11 protein-coding genes are annotated in these 19,377 nt (G+C 38.3%); all 11 read left to right on the top strand.

Going from position 1 to position 19,377, the window contains the following annotated elements; genetic code table 11:
- Nucleotides 1–1,040, top strand: a 1,040-nt coding sequence (locus ABI367_RS08310) for a PKD domain-containing protein (protein ID WP_462227635.1), incomplete at its 5' end; no start/stop codon positions are given.
- A gap of 214 nt (nt 1,041–1,254) precedes the next feature.
- Entirely contained in the window at nt 1,255–3,636 is a 2,382-nt protein-coding gene (locus tag ABI367_RS08305; protein ID WP_462258065.1) for a hypothetical protein, read from the top strand.
- A gap of 309 nt (nt 3,637–3,945) precedes the next feature.
- The gene (locus tag ABI367_RS08300; RefSeq protein ID WP_462227633.1) at nt 3,946–6,270 is read left to right on the top strand and encodes an outer membrane protein assembly factor BamB family protein; all 2,325 of its coding nucleotides are present in this window, start codon (nt 3,946–3,948) and stop codon (nt 6,268–6,270) included.
- Nucleotides 6,271–6,312: 42 nt separating this feature from the next.
- A complete protein-coding gene (locus ABI367_RS08295; protein WP_462227632.1) occupies nt 6,313–8,268 on the top strand; it encodes an FG-GAP-like repeat-containing protein in 1,956 nt (651 codons plus the stop codon).
- Between the two features lie 203 nt (nt 8,269–8,471).
- On the top strand, nt 8,472–8,813 hold the full coding sequence (locus ABI367_RS08290; RefSeq protein WP_462227631.1) for a hypothetical protein: 342 nt from the start codon (nt 8,472–8,474) through the stop codon (nt 8,811–8,813).
- Nucleotides 8,814–8,881: 68 nt separating this feature from the next.
- Nucleotides 8,882–9,757 carry a YitT family protein gene (locus ABI367_RS08285; protein ID WP_462227630.1) on the top strand — a complete coding sequence of 292 codons (876 nt, stop codon included), beginning with the start codon at nt 8,882–8,884 and terminating at the stop codon, nt 9,755–9,757.
- A 72-nt stretch (nt 9,758–9,829) separates the two neighbouring features.
- Nucleotides 9,830–12,208 (top strand): ATP-binding protein, encoded by a 2,379-nt coding sequence (locus ABI367_RS08280; RefSeq protein ID WP_462227629.1) that lies wholly within the window; start codon nt 9,830–9,832, stop codon nt 12,206–12,208.
- A gap of 331 nt (nt 12,209–12,539) precedes the next feature.
- A complete protein-coding gene (locus ABI367_RS08275) occupies nt 12,540–14,858 on the top strand; it encodes an SLBB domain-containing protein (protein ID WP_462227628.1) in 2,319 nt (772 codons plus the stop codon).
- Between the two features lies 1 nt (nt 14,859).
- On the top strand, nt 14,860–15,840 hold the full coding sequence (locus ABI367_RS08270; protein WP_462227627.1) for a nucleoside-diphosphate sugar epimerase/dehydratase: 981 nt from the start codon (nt 14,860–14,862) through the stop codon (nt 15,838–15,840).
- A 278-nt stretch (nt 15,841–16,118) separates the two neighbouring features.
- Nucleotides 16,119–17,279 carry an endo-1,4-beta-xylanase gene (locus ABI367_RS08265; RefSeq protein WP_462258064.1) on the top strand — a complete coding sequence of 387 codons (1,161 nt, stop codon included), beginning with the start codon at nt 16,119–16,121 and terminating at the stop codon, nt 17,277–17,279.
- Between the two features lie 369 nt (nt 17,280–17,648).
- Nucleotides 17,649–19,238 carry a glucuronyl esterase domain-containing protein gene (locus ABI367_RS08260; RefSeq protein ID WP_462227625.1) on the top strand — a complete coding sequence of 530 codons (1,590 nt, stop codon included), beginning with the start codon at nt 17,649–17,651 and terminating at the stop codon, nt 19,236–19,238.
- The last annotated feature ends 139 nt before the right edge of the window (nt 19,239–19,377 follow it).

Below are 19,377 nucleotides of genomic sequence, written 5' to 3'. Positions count from 1 at the left end.
GCAAAACAGGTATACGGTTTGATCCTGAGCATCCGCTTAACAACTCGGCTAATAATACCGGGTTAAGGGAGTTGCCACCGGCACAGCCTGCATTTATTTGGTACCCTTACGGCCCATCGTCAGATTTTCCACAGGTGGGATCATCGGGAAGGACAGCAATGGCGGGACCTGTTTATAATGCTGATGAATATAAAAACCCTAATATGCCTATCTATTATAATGGCAAGGTGTTTTTTTACGAATGGATGCGCGATTTTATAAAAGCCGTAAGCCTGCAACCTAATGGTGATTACGATAAAATGGAGCCATTTATGGGTGATACTAAGTTTAATGCACCTATTGATATAGAAATGGGACCTGACGGTAAATTATATGTACTGGAATATGGCAATGGCTGGTTTACTAAAAATAAAGATTCGGGGCTGTCAAGGATAGATTATAACGGTGGTAACCGCGCTCCAGAAATAAAAAGTATAACCGCCAACAAAGAAACAGGTACGTTGCCGTTTACCGTTAAATTAACAACCCGGGTAACCGACCCTGAAAATGATGCCATTGCTGCATATATATGGAACTTAGGCAATGGTATAAAAAAGGTAACTACACAGCCACGTTTAACCTACACATATACTAAAAAGGGTAATTATACCATAACGGTAACCGCTAAGGACAGTAAAGGCGCCAAAGGCACAACCAATGATAAAAGTGTAAGTATTTATGCAGGTAATGACGCTAATGCCATAGCGGCACAACAAGCTGCAATTAAAAACTCAACACAACCGGGCCGCGCTTTAATGATGACATTGGATTGTAAAACCTGTCATAAGGAAAACGAAAAATCTATTGGCCCTGCATTTGTTGAGGTAGCTAAAAAGTACCCCCATGACAATACTATACAGGAAAGGCTGGTCAGAAAAATTATTGGTGGTGGCTCGGGCAACTGGGGAGATGTGGCCATGGCCGCGCACCCAAATCTTGCTCCGGAACAGGTTAAGCTGATAGTAAACTGGATATTTACATTAGCACCAACCAGCAAATAAATTAATATTGTTCAAAGAAAATGCCTGTAATTTATTGCAGGCATTTTTTTTGGGTGAAATTTGTTGCTAATATTTTAAGTGGCACGGCGGTAATTATGTAAACTATTTTTGATAAATAAGTAATTTACTATACATTTAGTTGACTTGATTTTTTTAGATGAGGCGTAACCTGTTATATGCATTTTTGTTGTTGTCAATCTTTTTAACAGGAGCGATGACAGATATGGGGCTTTTGGAAACGCTAAAGCAAAAATTAGCTAATTATGCTACGGGACAGCCATCTACGGCCTTATACCTGCATACAGATAAGACTATTTATGCCCCCGGTGAGACTTTGTGGTTTAAAGCATATGTGCTTTCGGGCACGGTTACTGATAACAAAGTTATATATGTTCGTCTGGTTGACGAAAACAGGAAGCTCATAATTAACGATCAATTCGGCATGAACAAATTGACGGGTAATGGCGAACTGATATTACCCGATTCATTGCGCGAGGGCAATTATACATTATTCGCTTATACTGATAGAATGATCAATTTTAGCGATCAGGATGTTTTTACGCAGCCCATACATGTTATAAAAAGTATAAAAGGGGGTATGGTTGCCCAAGCCACAGTGGTTGATACCGCTAAATTAAAGCCGGGCGAAGAGGTTAATATTAATGTTAAAGTAAATATAGGTAACGATGCAGTAACTGATGCTAAAGGGGCTTATAGATTATATGTGGATGGCAAATTTTTAAAGGGAGGTAAGCTTGCCACAAACTCTACCGGCGAAACGCAAATTAATTTTATATATCCTCATTTAATACCCGGGCAAAGGTTAAGCTTAAACGTAAATTTTAATAGGAATGATGATCGTACAGAACTCAATCTCAACCTCAACTCTCAAGAAAACCAGGTCATATTAAATGCTTACGCCGAAGGTGGTCACTTAATAGCGGGAGTGAATACTAAGTTAGCCATTAGGGCTACAGATATTAATCATAATCCGGTTAGTGCTATTGTAATATTAAAAAAGGGGGCGCAGGAAATAAAAAGTGTGCAAACTAATAGCAATGGCATTGGTATAATCAGTTTAATACCAGAAGCTGGTAATTTATATACGTTAAAAGTAGCCGGCAATGGCGAAAGTAAATTAAACAATTTTCCAAAAATTGAAAATAAGGGTGTTAGTTTAAAAGTGTCGCTTCAAAATGATAAAGAATTACACGCAATTATTTACAACAAAGGCTATACGGGTAATGCACTTTTGGTGCTGCGTAATCATGAAAGCGTATTATGGAGCCAGGCCATTAACCTTGCTACAAACGATTCTGTAAGCGTTTTGCTACCGGGCAGTGAATTGCCGAAAGATGTATTAAATGTGGCGTTGTTTGACCGGGATGGTAACTTTAAAGCTGAGCGTTTTTTTTTAAACAAACAGAGCAAAAAGGAAAATTACGACCTGGACATCCGTACCAATGAACAGATATATGGCACCCGTAAAAAAGTAACGGTAACTTTAGCAGCAACAGACAGAACCGGTAAGCCGGTGCAAGCCAATCTCTCCACGTCAGTAGTAACAAGTGGCAGAATTGACATAGATAATTATCGCAATATAATACAAGCGTATAAATACAGGTTTTTAAAAGCCGATAAAACAAACCAAATAATCACAGAGAGCAATGAAAATAATATTGATGATATCTTAATTACCGCCAATTGGCAAAGTGTCGGTTGGAACCAGGTGGTGGCCTATAAACAAAAGGGGTTACCTAAATTAATTGATAACACAGATGGTATAAAAGGTACAATTTTGCCGTTGGGTACCAACATCAGTCTAACAGGATGGCAGCTTCTGGGGGGATCAGAAAAATTTAATATAGCTATTGATGCTAAAGGCGTATTTAATATTCCCTCAAATGCGTTATTTACTACAAGGGATAAGGAGTTGCAATGGGCCGGTGGAACTAAATTTAGAGAAAGTTATCAGATAAAATATAATAATGAGGATGTGGCATTTGATAATAAGATATTAACCGGATCTATATTAAATGATCCCGAAATGTTTAATACAATTACTACAATTCAAACCAAAACAGGACCTTCAAAAACCAATTTTAATGATATTCATGAATTGGGCGAGGTGAAAATTAAAAATCGGGTGACCTCTGTAGGTGATTTTTGGTCGGCTAATTGCGATGATTATGTATGTGAAAATGATATTTTAAATTGCCCCTTGCACCCACCCGGCTCAGCGGGAAATCATAAACCTGAACAAGGAAAAACATACGCTGTGATAGATATGGAATCTAAGGTAAACAGACATGTTATTTATAGAGGGTGCGAAAATATCTGGTATCCGGACATGATCAAGAAGATTTATATCCCGATTACCTTTACATTACCTGATTATGATAAAGATTTTCCTGTTGAACCGCAATTAATGTCGACCGTTTATTGGAACCCCAACATCAATACCGACCAAAACGGCAAAGCGAGTTTTAGTTTTTTCACATCGGATATAAAAGGTGATTACCGTATTATGGTGCAAGGGGTTAAAGCAGGTAAAACAGATCCAATATACGGTACAACTAAATTTACTGTGAAATAATATGCCTTCTATACTGAAATTCATATCAAACCTGATTATAAAAAAAGAATTTGACCCGGCTATTTACATATCCTCAAATAAAATGTGCGATTTGTAATATTTTTATTACTGAAAGAAATAAAAGGTAGATACCACCAGCTTCTGCATTATCTGTTTAATATAAAATGGCATTTATACAATTATATTTTATATTTGAATAAGTTAAACCAATTAACCTATTAAGTGCTTCTTTTTATGCTTGCAATGGTCTGTAAAACAGGCAATTGTAATGATATGCGCTGAACTTAACCAATTTGAAATTAAGAAGGGATGAATTTAAGAAACAACCATAAAATACCCTCGCGGATATGGATCACCGTCAGCGGTATTTTATTGGGCTTAATAGCTATAACTATTGGTTGTACTATGGCGCGTAAAACGATGCGCAATAACCCGCTTGAACCATATACCACCTGGACACAATACGGGGGCGGTGCCGATCAATCAAAATATACCGAGTTAAGGCAGATCAATAAAAAAAATGTAACCCAGTTAAAGGTGAGCTGGTACTATCCCACAAAAGATAATATTGAATATACATTTAACCCTATAGTGGTTGATACCATAATGTATGTGTTAGCTAAAAACAATTCGTTAGTAGCATTAAACGCTACTACAGGTAAAGAAATATGGATACATGCCAATTTAAATGGAATTACGCGCCGGGGGATAAACTATTGGGAAAGTAAAGACAGGAAGGACAGGCGCCTGATATTTTCATTAAGTAACACTTTACAGGAAATTGACGCGCTTACCGGAAAATCCATTCTTAGCTTTGGTACAGATGGCTATATATCTTTAAAAAATGATCTTGCCCGCGATCCGGAAAGCATTAGCCGTGCTGCATCAAGTACGCCCGGACATATTTTTGAAGACCTGATTATATTAGGATCGGCACCCGGCGAGGCATTATTTTCGGGTCCCGGCCATTTAAGGGCCTACAATGTTATAACCGGTAAATTGGCCTGGGTGTTTCATACTATTCCGTTACCCGGCGAAGAGGGTTACGAAACCTGGCCGAAAGATGCCTATAAATATGTAGGAGGGGTAAATACCTGGGGAGAGATATCGGTAGATGAGAAACGTGGCATAGCCTATTTTCCGTTGGGCTCGCCTACGTATGATTATTATGGTGCCGACAGGATAGGAGCCAACCTGTTTAGCGATTGTATTTTAGCGCTTGATGCCCGTACAGGTAAGCGTTTATGGCATTTTCAAACAACACACCATGATCTTTGGGATTATGATATAACTGCCGCACCTCAGCTAATAACTGTTAAACACAACGGAAAAATGGTTGATGCCGTTGCTGTAGCTACTAAACAAGGATTTTTATATGTATTTGATCGCGTAACCGGCCAACCGTTATGGCCAATTGAAGAGCGTCCTGTACCACCAAGTAACATGCCCGGCGAACAAGCCTGGCCTACACAGCCCTTCCCCACGGTTATTCCTCCGTATAACCGGCAAACAGTTACCGTTGATGATTTAAATCCGTTTTGGGACGCAGCCAAAACAGATTCAATGAAAAGGAGAGTAGCCGCGGCAAAATCAGGGTTATTTACACCACTATCAGATAAATATGAAGTTATAGCTATGCCCGGTGCTACGGGCGGAGCCAATTTGGGCAATACGGCATCAAATCCAAAAAAGGGTATTGTTTACGTGGCTTCAAAGGATCATGCGTCCATCTATAAATTGAATAAGGTTGTAAAACCAACGTCAGCACCGCTATCTGCGGCGGCAGCATCGGTGGCACAAACTTTTTATGTAGAAAATTGTCAAAGCTGTCACGGTACTAACCGTCAGGGCGGCATTGGGCCCGCATTAGCAAATATAGGCGGTCGTATAACTTTGGATGTTTTTAAAAACGTTGTAACAAATGGTAAGGGGCAAATGCCGGCATTTGTACATGTGGACGAAGGTACAATGACTTCCATCTATCGTTTTTTAGGTGGTATAATTTCGCAAGGACCGCCCGCAAATTTTGGAGGACGCGGTTTTAATACAGGAAGAACCACGACCCCTGATGGCCCCGTGGTAGCTTCGGGAGGCGCACCTGCGGCAGTAGCGTTTAATGCACAGCGGCCGGGTAAATTAATGAGGGCTTATCCCGATGGGGTGCCACACCCCCAAGATGAATACGAAACCGCTTATGGTTTGGCAAATACAGATTTGGTTACCCCGCCATGGTCAACCATAACTGCTTATGACTTAAATACAGGCAAAATTAAGTGGAAAAAAGGATTGGGCCAGGACGCGCGTATTCCGTTAAAACCGGGACAAGAAAACATGGGCATTCCTGAAGGTTCTCAGCGTAAAGGGATGATAGTTACCTCAACCGGAATTTTATTTGCTACTTCAAAAGGCGGTATGTTATATGCTTTTGATGCTGATAACGGTAAACTGTTATGGTCGTTCACCTTATCAAAAGATACCGATGGCATGATGTCTACCTACGAGATTAATGGTAAACAATATATCGTAGTTTCGGCAATGGGTGCCTATAATATCGCAACAAAAGATCACTCAAAAGATCCCGGAGCATATCCGCCGGGATATATGGTGTTTTCATTGCCAGATAAAAAGAAATAAACCGATACTTAAAACTAATAAATGAACCAAAAACTATAGAATATGAAACGCATTTTATCAACCATCCTTTTAATAAGCATAGCTGCCCTTTCCTTCGGACAGGAAATGTCCGGCGATTATAATGGCAGGAACATGGCCCTTATACCTGACTACACATTCAAGGGGTCATCACTTTCCGGGTGGCATACTTTAGGTAATGCCGATTGGAAAGCCAATAACGGAATTATAACTGTCAAAGCAAACGGTTCGGCAAGTTACCTGATAGCTGATAAAAGCTTTCAAGATATTCACTTACGCGATTTGTTTAAAACAGATGCTAATACCGAGGTAGGCTTTTTGTTCCGTTTAGAAAAAACAAATGAGGGTATGAAAGCTATCATGGTGTCGATAAAAGGTACTGAGATGGGTTCATACAAAGTTTCACTCGACGCACAGGGTAAAGAAATAAAACGTGAGCCTTTACCGCCAGCAGGTGGTATCATAAGGCAGGCGCCGGCACCTAACCCAAATGGCAGGGCGCCAGAAAGAGGATCAGGGGGTGCGCCACGTGGAGGAATTGGTTCCGCTTCGTTAAAATTGCCTTACACGCGCCCGGAACCCGCACCGGTTCCCGGCCAATGGAACCAGTTTGATGGTATCGTCGACCTGAATATGATACGTGCTTACATTGATGACAGCGGCGAGAATACTTCGGGGCTTGATTCGGATACAGGATATGGCCCGGTAGCATTAATGGTGAATGGCACCGGTGAGGTGCAGTTTAATGAACTAAGCTATGTGGATGCCGGTATCAAAAAAATGCCTAAAGAGCAGATAGGTGCAGGCTTTAAGATACAACATATACAGGATATGTATTATTCATGGGCTGCCGGTTCAGGCGATTTTAATCATGATGGTATTACAGATATTGTTGCAGGTCCTTACATCTATTATGGGCCGGATTTTACTACTTATCGTGAGATAGCTTATGCGGCATCAGCTGCGCCATCTACAAAATTTACAGAATTTAACTGTCAGTACGGTTATGATTTTAATGGTGATGGTTGGGACGATGTTTTAAGCGGGCCTAATAACGGTGCCTTATTTGTTAACCCTAAAGGTGAATCACGCCGTTGGGAAAGGTATCAGGTTGTAAAAGGTATATCATCAGAAATTACTGCATTTAAAGATGTTGATGGCGATGGTAAACCCGAGCTGGTTTATGGAGCGGGTGGCCAGGTATGTTATGCCAAACCCGACCCGGCAGATATTACCAAGCCATGGATACAGCGCCCGATATCTGAACGTGGTACCGCAAATGCACACGGCATTGGTGTAGGCGATATCAATGGTGATGGTTTAATGGACATTTTAAATGTTAACGGTTGGTGGGAACACCCTAAAAATGATGATGGTAAAATGTTGTGGACCTACCATCCGCAGGCATTTGGGCGCATGGCTCATCGCAGCAACAACTATGGCGGCGCAACCATGGGCGTATACGATGTTAACGGCGATAAACTAAACGATGTGGTAACCACGCTTAATGCGCATGGTTTTGGTTTGGCCTGGTTTGAACAAAAGCGTGATGCCAAAGGAAATATAAGTTTTGTACGTCACATGATAAGTGATGATTATAGCACCAAAAATAAAAACGCGGGCGGTGTAACTTTCTCCGAAGCACATGGTGCTGCATTTGCCGATATAGATGGCGATGGTATCCCTGATTTTATTACAGGTAAACGCTATTGGTCGCACCTGGACACTTTTCTTGACCCTGATGCGTACGGGCCACCGGTAATTTATTGGTATAAAACCGTACGTGATGCCAAAGCACCGGGCGGGGCACGGTTTGAACCGCATTTAATACATAATCGTTCGGGTGTAGGTTCGGATGTTTTAGCAGTCGATTTAAATAAAGACGGCGCTGTTGATGTGGTTACAGGAACAAACAGAGGCGTATTCATTTATTGGAATACCATGAAAGGGAAAACAAAAGCCGCTGTAAAAAAGAAATAACTGATCCTATTATACGTTAAGTAAGCCGCGTCAGCTATAATGATGCGGCTTTTTTTATACATTATAAATTCGCAACCGCTTCAATAAAACGGTTAATAACAACAATCTAACTTACAAGCTTAAGCATCCATAATTAGTTGTAGTATTATTACGCAATACATTATCCTTAATTCTATTATATAGATTACCTTTACCGGCAGAGCATGGAAGAGAGAAAATATTTACTAACCTGGAAAAGATACCTCCCGGTTATTCGTTTACACCTTAAAAAAAGCGTTAACGAAGATCAAAGTTTTAAATTAAACATCACTGATTTTGAATCAGCGGGAGACAGGGGCAAATCAGGTTACACGTTTAATTTATCCATGGAGAATGGAAAACTAACCAATAACATCAGTAGTTCGGCGGTAGCCCGCGATTTGTACGAAGCCTTAAAATCAGACGAACTTATCAAAGCAATGCTTGTCGATAAGAATGTAAAGATCAGTGTGGGTAAAAGTTTTTTATTCAGTATCAAAACTTCTCCGATATCTATTTACAAATAGTAAATAGCCTTTTTAACTTTTTTTAAATAGCTTTTATTATATTTCAACTATAACCAATAATTATGGCTATGAAAAATAAGAGGATAAATTGGAGCAAAGAAGCAATTAGGTTAATTATGGTTGCCGCAGGTATAACCAGCGCGGCTTTTGGCTTAAAAGGCTTTTTAATACCTAATGAATTTATTGATGGCGGCGTTACGGGTATATCGTTATTAATAAGTTCGTTAACGGGATGGCCAATATCAGTACTCATCATAATTATCAACATCCCGTTTATATGGCTGGGTTATAAACGCGTGGATAAGCAGTTTGCTGTGAAAACATTGGGGGCAATTTTGGTACTTGCACTGGTGCTGTATTTGGTTAAGTTTCCGTTAGTTACCAATGATAAATTACTTACGGCGGTTTTTGGCGGGTTCTTTGTAGGTACAGGCATTGGTCTGGCTATGCGCGGCGGATGTGTTATTGACGGTACTGAGTTGCTTGCAGTTTATTTTAACCCACGGTCGTTTTTATCCATTGGACAAATTATATTGGTTATTAACGTAGTTATATTTTCAATAGCTGCTTTCTTTTTGGGTGTGCAATCCGCTTTGTATTCTATACTTACCTACCTTGCAGCATCGCAAACTATAAATTATATTATACAGGGCTTTGATGAATATACTGCTGTAACCATTGTATCGCCTAAAAGTGATCTGATAAAAAATGTAATTACGCGTCATTTACGCCGGGGGGTAACAGTTTATAAAGGCGAGCGCGGTTTTGGAAAAACGCAAATTGAAAATAAGGAGGTGGATATATTATTTACTATTATTACAAGGCTTGATGTGCAGCGGCTGGTTACCAGGGTGCAGCAAATTGATCCATCGGCATTTATTATCACCAATTCGGTATCAGAAGTTAGGGGAGGATTAGTTAAACGTAAAGCATTTGAACATTAATGCCCGGTTTAATGATATAACATTATATTTGTTATTAATAAATCAGGGTCACATTAGTTGTATAAATTTTTAATGGAAATTAAAAAGCACGCATTAGGTATTTGGTTATCACTTATTTGTTGTTTTGTATCTATTACGGCAATTGCGGCAAATACAACTGAGCCTATAATAAAAAGTGGTATTATAGACCTGCGCGGCCAGGATTTTTCTGAAAATATAAATCTTAACGGACAATGGATTTTTTACTGGCAGCAATTGCTGGGGCCAAATGATAATGCACCAAATGATGGTGTTCCGATAAGTTTCCCCTCATTATGGAACGGCGTTGTAATAAATGGTAAAAAACTATCCGGGTATGGGTATGCTACATACAAGGTTACCGTTTTGCTGCCAAAAACAACAAAGCAATTACGTATATCAATGCCCGATGTATATAGTGCATACCGGCTATATGTTAACGGTATGCTTATGGCCCAAAATGGTACGGTAACCACTTCCGAAAAAGGCTTTCAGGCACATTGGCAATACAAGGCGTTTGATATCCCTCAAAATATCGATACCCTTAACCTTACCTTGCAGATATCAAATTTTGTACATAGCAAAGGCGGTATTAAAAAACCGCTTAAAATTGGCGAAAAGTATTCAGTTATTTTAGCCAGGGACCGTGCTGAAGCTATTGACCTGCTTTTAACGGGCTGCTTGTTTATGGGCGGGCTGTTTTTTATGGGCCTTTACTTTTTTGGCAACCGGGATAAAGCTATACTGCTTTTCTCTTTATACTCCATTGTTTACAGCTACCGTATTATAGGTATTGATAATTACGTACTACATACCTTATTGCCCGATTTGAACTTTTTTGTGGCTATGCGTTTAGAATATATATCCTTGTTTACAGGCATAGGTTTATTTGGTTTATATACGCGCTATTTGTATCCGGAGGATATGAATAAAATTGCTGTAAATCTTATCAGTTTTATATGTTTTGTTTTTGCATTTATATCATTGGTATTTGCTCCGGTAATTTTTTCGCAATTAATTAATCCGTTTTTAATTGTTATGATATTTTGCCTTGGGTATATACCTTATGTATATGCTGTGGCATATAGAAAAAAACGGCCGGGCTCTATTTACGCTTTGTTAAGCTCGGTTTCATTAATGTTTGTTTTTGCCATTTCGTTATTTCATTATTGGGGGCTGATACCGCCATTACAACTCATTAGTTTTTTTGGATATATAAGTTTCTTCTTTTTGCAATCATTGGTATTATCGCACAGGGTATCATTTGTATTAAAAAGCGCGAGGTTACAAGCCGAACAGGGCCTAATTGCAAAAAGCGAGTTTTTGAGTACAATGAGCCATGAAATACGTACCCCGTTAAACTCTGTTATTGGTATGAGTTATTTACTATTGAAAAATAACCCAAGACCTGACCAGGTAGAACAGTTGGATGTAATGATTTTTTCGGCCAACAACTTACTAAGTATCGTAAATGATATTTTGGATTATAATAAAATGGAGGCTGGCAAAATTACATTTGAGCATATTGAAACAGATATTGCTTTTATAGCCGGAAATGTAATTAACAGTTTAAAAAGTTATGCCCAGGATAAAGGTATTGGCATTGAGTTGTTTGTTGATGGAGAGCTTAAAAATAAGGTAATGAGCGATCCAACCCGTATATCGCAAATTATAACTAACCTGGTGCATAATGCTATAAAGTTTACTCCAAGCGGCTTTGTGAAGGTAAATATCAGTGTTAAAGCACAAACCCAAAGAAGTATTACGCTTGATTTTAAAGTAATTGATACAGGCATAGGCATATCAAAAGCAAAGCAGGAATTGATTTTTGAACGTTTTACGCAAGCGGATTCATCTACGTCGCGAGGTTTTGGAGGTACCGGCTTGGGTTTAGCTATTTGCAAACGAATTTTAGAACTACAAAACTCAACTTTATATCTGGAAAGCGAAGTGGGGAAGGGGTCAACTTTTTATTTTACGCAAACCTTTGAAAAAGGTCCGGTAATTACTGAAAAATCAACCCCCGAAAACACCCTTCCTAAAAAAGAAGATAAACCATTTACCGGAGTATCAATTTTACTGGTTGAGGATAACGCCATGAATGTAATGGTGGCGCAAACGTTTTTACAAAGATGGGGAGCAACCATAGATGTAGCTGAAAATGGCCTGGAAGCTATTGATAAATTTGATGCTACCAAACACAAACTTATTTTAATGGACCTGCATATGCCGGTAATGGATGGATACGAGGCTGCCCGAAAAATAAGAGCTAAAGATCGTACCGTACCTATAATTGCACTTACCGCCACTATCCCGGCCGAGGTAGAATATGATATTAAACAAGCAGGAATGAATGATATTGTAGCCAAACCATTTTTACCTGACGAATTATATCGTAAAGTTTTACATTATGTTACAGATGTAAATAATTAACTAAACAAGGAGTTTTTTTATTATAATATATCTTTCTACATTATAAACGTGCCAGATTTTTGTGGGGATATTTGTGCTTTGAACCGGTGTGTTTTGTTATATCCCATTAAGTAATAAATTAAGTAATAATTATAAACCAATATAACTATTTGGATTTCATTTTGATGTTTAGCAACCAGGTAGCGGTAACCTAAAGTGCCAAATTAATAGTGATTTTTATCTATTTATTTGTAATATTGAAGTTGAAACTTGGAGGTTATTATAGCTAATGTAGCCTGCAATATTACCTCTCTTGTAAATGCATAGTATAAAAATAAATTTAGTATTAGTTATGCTCTTTGTTTTTTTTGGCATAACCAACATCGAAGCGCAAAACAGGGCCGTTGCTACAAAAAGAGACACTAATAATACACAAGGGCTTAACAATCAGCAACCGCTACAACAGTCTGGAAACATTGGCACTATACCGGCAAATGTGCCCCAATCAAAAGTTAGCGTTGAGCCCACCACTATATCATCAGCAACGAGGCAAACACAGGCAAACGATTATCAATCATATAAAACAAAACCATCTTCAAATGTTTTTGGCGCTGAGTTTTTTGATTCGGCTTCCTTAGCTTTCGAACCTAACTTACGCATAGCTACACCTGCTAATTATATATTAGGGCCCGATGATGAATTGATTGTAACTGTATCTGGTTACCAGGAAATTAATATAAAAACTACCGTGCAGCCTGAGGGGAATATTTTTATACCACAGGTAGGCAATATAAACGTATCTGGGTTGAGTATCGAAACGGCGATAAATCGCATTAAAGATAGAATGGCCCAAACCGCTTATCCATCCTTAAAAAATAACTTATCAAAACTGGTAGTTTCATTAGGCAAAATACGCAGTATACACATTACAATAATTGGAGCGGCAAAATCTGGCAATTATACTGTATCCTCTTTAACTACAGTATTTAATTCACTTTATTTATGTGGCGGTCCGGGTAGCATCAATACCTATCGGGATATTGAATTGCGAAGAAATGGCGTAGTATATCAAAAAATTGACATTTATCAGTTTTTAAGCAAGGGCGACCAAAAGGGTAATGTACTTTTAAAAGAAGGGGATGTTATTAATTTCCCGGTTTATAAAAAGCATGTGGATATAACCGGTGAAGTTAAAAGGCCGGGAACTTTTGATTTGAAAGACAACGAAAGTTTTAATGATCTGCTTTTTTTTGCAGGTGGCTATACGGCAAAAGCATTTAGGGCCAGTGTAAAAGTACGGCAAATAACAGATATTGAAAGAAGAGTTAAGGATATTAACAAAACAGATATGTTAAGTTACATTCCCTCAAACGGCGACTCGATAATTGTAGCCGCAGTTTTGGATAGAGTTGAAAATGCTGTTTCCATATCTGGTGCCGTTTACAGGCCAGGCGAATTTGAATTAACGCCGGGATTAACTATTGGCGGATTGATAAAACGGGCCGGTGGGCTGATGGAAAATGTATTTACAGACAGAGCAATGTTAACCCGGACACATATTGACGGAACAACGGAGAATATTACATTTAATGTTGCCGGTATAATAAATGGTAGTGTTGCCGATATCCCGCTAATTAAGCGCGATGTTATTAATATTGCTACACTAAGCGAATTTAAAACCACCTATAAAGTGAGTATTGGAGGTGAGGTGAGAAAACCCGGCGATTTTCCCTATAGTGATAACCTATCATTAAAAGACCTGTTTTTTGCCGCAGGTGGGTTTACTGATGCAGCGTCGTCTTATAACATTGAAGTAAGCAGACGCATAACCAACGAACACTTAAAAAACAATATTGATTCAATTGCTATTGTTTATACATTAAATACCAGCAAAAGTCTGGGTATTGAAAATGATAAGTTTATTTTAGCACCCTTTGATATAATTACAGTAAGGCGAAATCCTGGTTATATGAAACAGCAAAGAGTTACCATTATTGGCGAAGTAAATTATCCGGGGCCTTACACTATTCAATCAAAAAAAGAACGTGTAAGCGATATCTTATCAAGAGCAGGTGGTTTAACATCTTTAGCTTATTTAAAAGGTATTTATTTAATAAGACATAGTGAATCAGATCATAAAGAACAACAACAAACCATTGCAAAAACAGTACTGAATGCTATTAGTGATACCAGTTCGAAAGTTATTAATGACGTTGTTAGGAGTAATGCAAGGATACCGATATCTTTAAAAAAGATAACAGAAGATCCAACATCGGTGCAAAACTACATTGTACTTAATGGCGATAGCATACAAGTTTTAAGAGTTGACCCATTAGTTAAAATTAGCGGCGAAGTGCTTTCGGCTAATAAAACAGGTTTTATAGAAGGTAAAGGGTTAAATTATTATTTAACTCAGGCCGGTGGCACAAGTTTCAAAGCACGTCGATCAAAAATTTATGTGCTATATCCAGATGGGCATGTTAAGAAAACCTGGAATGGTATTGCTGGTATATTTAGGACTTATCCCGAAATTGAAGAAGGAGCAGAAGTTATTGTACCTCGTAAACCCGATTCAAAGGCTGTCAGTTTAACCGATGTAATAGGTATAACATCAAGTGTTTTATCGGTAATAGCGCTCACTATACTCACTGTAACTACATTAAAAAAGTAATATGGCGGAATATACTTCGCATGAGTTAAATAAATTTTGGCAAACCAAAATTATAAATGTAGTGCCGTATTTATTTAGCAGGTGGTACTATTTGTTAGGGGCTTTAATTTTTAGCGCTTTTATAGGGTATTTAATGTATAAACCATTAAAGCCTACCTATACTGCAAATTTCACATTTGTATTATCAACAGAGCAAAGAGGTAATAATGGTTTAGCGGGGCTGGCTGCACAAGAGATGGGGGACACGCTTATGTTCCGTTTCTTTTTAATGCACAAAAAACTACTGATAGGTATATGTACAGATATATTAATTATTTACGGCGCGTTTTTGGTTGCTACCAAAGCAATGCATATATCTACCGATAACCAGGAAATTATTCTGGCAACATTTATTTGTGTTAAAATATCTGTATTTTATATAACCAACCTTTATTACCGTATGTGGCGGTATATGGAGGTTTTAGAAATTGTTGGGTACTTTATAATAATATGCATAGCAACTATTATACTGGCGGTAATATTATTTTTAAAGAATAAAGCAGGGGTATATCCTTCCTATTTTTACCTGATAGATTTTTTACTAACGTTTATTGGCATTGTATTTTCAAGGTTATTTTACCGCTGGATGAGCGAATTGATTAACCGTAACCGGTTTTCAGAAAAGAAAGTTATAATTTATGGCGCAGGTGATAGTGGATACTTATTAATTAAAGAATTATTACAAAATCACAAGCATCAGTTAAGCCCAATTGGCTGGATAGATGATGACGATACCAAACACAATATGTTTCTTTATGGGTATAAAATTTTTGGAGGTATAGATCAATTGGAAGAAATCTGTGAAAAGAATAAACCAGATATGATCTTGATCTCGACAAATGCCATAGATAAAGAAAACGAAGAAGAAATCAGAGCCGTTTTAACTGCACAAAACATTGGGCTTGGGCGCTTTAGTTTATCATTAAGTTATGATATAGCTTAATTTTACCATGTTTTTTATTTCTATCTTATTTTACCTGTTTTATATAATAGGAAATTACTTTATTTCACCATTACGCAATCGATTACAAAAAATATTTGTTATTTATTTTTATTCACTAATATTACATAACCAATTATTTTATAGACCCCAATTAAACCTGAACAATTGACATTATTCACAATTATATTATTGGTCTCGTCATTTGTATTAGTTAATTAAAATTTGAAAACATGAATAAAAGCCTATTAAAAACATCTATATTTTGTATGTTACTTGTTATGCTACTGAACGCCTCTTGTTCAAAAAATGGCAGTAGTCCTTCTAACAACCAATCCAACAACATTATTACTGCCTTAACAATAATACCGGGTTATACAGATACCACAGGTACACTAAAGGCATTAACCGCGTCATATTTTACCAATATGGGCATGGCGGTAACCTATGGTCCGATGTTAGGAAACGTGTCTTATCTTGCAACCGTAAAAACCAATGCCAATATAGTAACCTTTGGTAACGAGTTAAAAGAGGGATCGATTGTTAAGAATGATGGCAGTTATGACTATGCCACTGCTGATGCTTTGTACAATATATGCGCCAACAATGGCTTGCAGGTATATGGACATACCCTGGTATGGCATTCCCAGCAAAATGTTACTTATTTAAAGGGACTAATTACCGCGGCAGGTACAGCACAAGCTGCAACAGTAATTGATGCTGAAATGAAACGATATATTACCACAACTATTAACCATTATGCCAATAAAATACGAGCGTGGGATGTTGTTAACGAAGTTATTTCTGACAATAATGGAGTTATGCGCTCTGATGCTAATACAACCGTATCGGCAGCAAATGCCAACAGCGTATTTTTATATGGGCAATATCTGGGCACAAAATATGATCAAAATAACTATGTATTAAAGGCCTTTCAATATGCCAGGCTGGCCGACCCAACTGTGTTAAGATTTATTAATGATTATAATCTGGATTATTCACGTGTAAAAACCGACTCATTAGTAGCATTGGTTAGTTTTATCAATAAAAACGGTGCAGCGTTAGTTGACGGTATAGGCACGCAAATGCACATCAGTATAAATAGCAATAAGGACAATATTGATTACTCTTTCCAGGCGTTAGCAGCTACAGGTTTAAAAATAAGGATATCTGAAATGGATATTGTAACAAATACTACCAAAGCAAGCGGCTTTACGCCCGATGCTACGGCGTTGGCAGCGCAGGCGGCTATGTATAAATATGTTATACAATCGTATTTAAAAAATGTGCCTTTTGCGCAACGTTATGGCATAACAGTTTGGGGAGTAGCCGATACAGACAGTTGGTTGAATTCAACGGCCTCGCCTGATGTTCCTTTATTATTCGATAAAAACTATGCAAAAAAATCCACTTTCTCGGGTTTTAAGCAGGGCTTGCAATAACTTTTAGATTAAATATAAAATGAATTATAAGGGAGGATGTGTTTAAATCCGTCCTCTTTTTTTAACTATCATTAAAGGTAAGCCATTGTAACTTATTTATTACAAGCTAATTGTATAAAAAAATGGAAAAGCGTCGATTAGGTTAAATCGACGCTTTTTATTTTTAAATGTTTTTATAACAGTTATTAAATATTTGATTTACAGTTGTTTATTTTTTTTAAATCGATTGCAATAGTTAAATTCTTATTCAATATTTATAAAGTCAATTGTAGGTATCTGAAAAACAAACTATGCATCTTTTTTGCGGTTTACTTTTGATTCCTTATTCAGTAAAAACCAATTAAAAAAAACGTATAAACTATATCGAAAATGAAGAAAACCTTACTTGTGTTATTAATGGCATCAACCGCTGCCATGGCACAAAACAAACCTCCTGTAAATTTCACAGCCGACCAGGATCATAAAAATATGATGGATCAGTTGGGCATTAAAGCACTTCGTCCGGGCCCAAGTGGTAACGAGTCTGCTCCTAACCATGCTAATTATGATGTAGATAAAGCAAACCCATACCCAAATCTGCCGGATCTTTTGACTTTAAAGAATGGTAAGAAAGTTACCACTGCTGATCAATGGTGGCACCAACGCCGCCCCGAAGTTAAAGAAGATCTTGAGCGTGAAGTTTATGGTCGTTTGCCCAAAAATATTCCGGCTGTAACATGGTCAGTTGCACTTACGGACAATGAAGTTTTTAATCGTGTACCTGTAATAGCCAAACAAATTGTTGGCCATGTTGATAATTCATCATATCCGGCTATAAGTGTTGATATTAAGGCGACAGTAGTTTTACCTACTAATGTTAAAGGGCCAGTACCTGTATTGATCATGTTTAGCCAATCTCGTCTTCCGGCGCCAAGCTCACCTACCGCTGCCGAAAACGAACAAATTAATGCTGCGTTAAAAAAATTATTAACAAACATTGATCCGAATCTTCAGGCTGTGTGGAATGCACACCCTGCATATTTGCCATTTGCGGCCCCTGCAGGCGGTGGTTTCTTTGGGGCTGGTCGCCCAGTTGTTCAAAAACCGACCCCTGATGTACCCGGAGTAATTGGTGAAAATAATGACCCGCCATCTGCCGAGCAATTAATCGCTGCCGGCTGGGGTTATGTTGCACTTGATCTGGGAAGCATACAGGCTGATAATGGCGCCGGATTAACCAGAGGTATTATTGGTTTGGTAAATAAAGGACAGCCACGTAAGCCCGATGATTGGGGCTCATTACGTGCATGGGCATGGGGAGCTGCAAGAGTATTGGATTATTTGGAACAAAACGAACCAACTGTTGATGCTAAGCACGTAGGTGTTGAAGGTGTTTCACGTTATGGTAAGGCTGCTTTAGTATCGTTAGCTTTCGAAGACCGTTTTGCAATGGCTTTAGTAGGTTCATCAGGCGAAGGTGGTGCTAAATTAAATCGCCGTAACTGGGGCGAAGCAGTTGAAAGCTTAACAGGGGGCGAATATTATTGGATGGCCGGTAACTTCATGAAATATGGTGCTTCCGACGCCACATTTGGTCCTAAAACTGCAAATGACATTCCCGTTGATTCGCATGATCTGATTGCCTTATGCGCCCCACGTTTGGCGTTTATAAGCTACGGTGTTCCTGAAAAAGGTGATGCTAAATGGTTAGATCACCAGGGCAGTTATATGGCTGCGGTAGCAGCAGGGGTTGTTTATAAATTATTGGGTGCTAAGGATCTGGGTGTATCTAATGATTATAACAAGGAAATGATGCCGCCCGTAAATACGCCGATGTTAAATGGCGAGTTAGCCTGGCGTCAGCATGACCAGGGTCACCAGGATCAGGCTAACATGAAGTGGTTTATTAAATGGGTTGACGAAAAAATAGCATACAAGCCAACACCTATCGCAGGTGCTGGTCCGGGCAGAGGTAGATAATAGTGTAATTCTTTTCTTTTTAATTATTAAAACTGCCGGCAATATTGCCGGCAGTTTTTGAATTAACTCATATCTTTAAAATATAAAAACAGCTATATTAGCTTCTCGAAAATCAACCTCAGTTGATCTGTCAACGAAA

Source organism: Mucilaginibacter sp. (genome assembly GCF_039935595.1).
Lineage (GTDB): Bacteria > Bacteroidota > Bacteroidia > Sphingobacteriales > Sphingobacteriaceae > Mucilaginibacter.
This window is presented reverse-complemented; position numbering and strand designations above follow the sequence as displayed.